2 protein-coding genes are annotated in these 1643 nt (G+C 73.5%); one reads left to right on the top strand and one right to left on the bottom strand.

Annotated features, from left to right (window positions below; translation table 11 throughout):
- Positions 1 to 602: helix-turn-helix domain-containing protein (locus ACNFOC_RS54140; RefSeq protein ID WP_416966280.1), on the bottom strand; the 602-nt coding region annotated here is incomplete at its 3' end.
- Positions 603 to 698: 96 nt separating this feature from the next.
- On the opposite strand from ACNFOC_RS54140, the gene ACNFOC_RS54135 reads away from it, so the two are divergent.
- Positions 699 to 1643, top strand: a 945-nt coding sequence (locus ACNFOC_RS54135; RefSeq protein WP_416966279.1) for a cell division protein PerM, incomplete at its 3' end; no start/stop codon positions are given.

Here is a 1643-nt window from a genome sequence, read left to right as displayed (position 1 = left end):
GGGCGGAAGCGGTGCCAGGGGGAGAGGGCGTACTCGTACGCCACCGAGCGCACCCAGCCGGCCGGGTCGCGGTCGACCGCCACCTCGGGCCAGCGCTGCCAGGCGACCTGGAAGGCCCGCTCGACGGACTCCCGCGCCAGTTCGCGCCGCCCGGTCAGCAGGTAGGCCTGCCGTACGAGGGCGGGGGCGCAGAACGCGTAGAGCGCGTCGAAGGCCTGAGCGGGCGTCAGGGGAGCGGGCGGCGGTGGTGGTGTCGGCTGAGGCTCCGTCACCGTCGCCGCCAACCCCGTGATCTCCGTCGCCAACCCCGTGATCTCCGTCGCCAACCCCGTGATCTCCGCCGTGTCCTCCACGGCTGCTTCGGCTTCCTCGGCAGGGAGTTGTTCTTCGGTGGGCGTGACTTCACCCAGACTGGTGAGCAATTTCGCGTACGCCTCCCGTTTCCGGCCGCGTGGGCTGGTGCGACCGGTCTCCCACGAGCGCACCGTCTCGCGGCTGACGCCCACCTGTGTCGCGACCTGAGCCTGCGTCAGCGACCCCGCCTCGCGCAGGCGTCGGCGTTCCTTGGGCGGAGGGAGCGGGGTTGCAGGGCTCTGCGTCACCGGACGCCCCTTCGTACGAAAAAGTACATAAACGTATATTGAGCGACACTTCCGAGGTTCGCCTGTTACGACGAGAAAGCGCGTGTCGTTGGGAGCATGGCGGTCGTGATGTCGATGACCCACCGCCGAGCGCTGTTGTCGCCCCTGCTCACCCGGATGCGCGACCGATCCCCCGGACTGGCCGCCAGCCTCTTGGGCGGCGCGGTCGCGGCGGGGCTCGGGCTCGGTTCGTTCGCGGTGCTCGTGATGGTGCTGTGGATCAGTTCGCCGTACCCCGACAGCGGGCCCGGCGGCGCCCTGCACATCGCCGCCGCCCTGTGGCTCCTCGCGCACGGGGTCGAACTCGTCCGCGCCGACACGCTCTCCGGGGTCCCCGCCCCCGTGGGCGTCACCCCGCTGCTCCTCCTCGCCCTGCCGGTGTGGCTGCTGCACCGGGCGGCCCGGCACGCGGTACTGGGAGGCGAGGTCAGCGTGGACGATTCCGAGGGGCCGCCCCTGATCGCCGCGCGCACCGCCTGGACCGGCGTCGCCCTCGGCTACCTCGCCGTGGGCACCGCCGCCGCCCTCTACGCGTCCGGCGGCGAACTCTCCCCCTCCTGGAGCTGGACCGCGGTCTGCCTGCCGCTGCTCGCGGCGGGCGCGGCCGGTTCGGGGGTGTGGACGGCGTACGGGCGCCCGCGTGAACCCGTGTTGAGCGTGCTGATCCTGCTGCCGGCCGGGCTGCGACGGCTCGTCCTCGGCCCGGAGGCCCGCGAGTCCCGGGCCCGCATCGGCACCGCCGCACGCGCCGCGGGCCTCGGCACGGCGGTGCTCGTCGGGGGCGGTGCGCTGCTGCTCGGCGCGTCCCTGATCTGGCACGGCGGTGCCGCCCGGACGTCCTTCCTCCAGCTGACGGAGGGTCTTTCGGGCCGGTTCGCCGTCCTGCTGCTCTGCCTCGCGCTGATCCCGAACGCGGCGGTGTGGTCCGCGTCCTACGGCCTCGGCCCCGGTTTCGCGCTCGGCGTCCACCACGCGGTCGCCCCCCTCTCCTCGGCCCCGGCC

The organism is Streptomyces colwelliae (assembly GCF_048158785.1).
Classification (GTDB): domain Bacteria; phylum Actinomycetota; class Actinomycetes; order Streptomycetales; family Streptomycetaceae; genus Streptomyces.
This window is presented reverse-complemented; position numbering and strand designations above follow the sequence as displayed.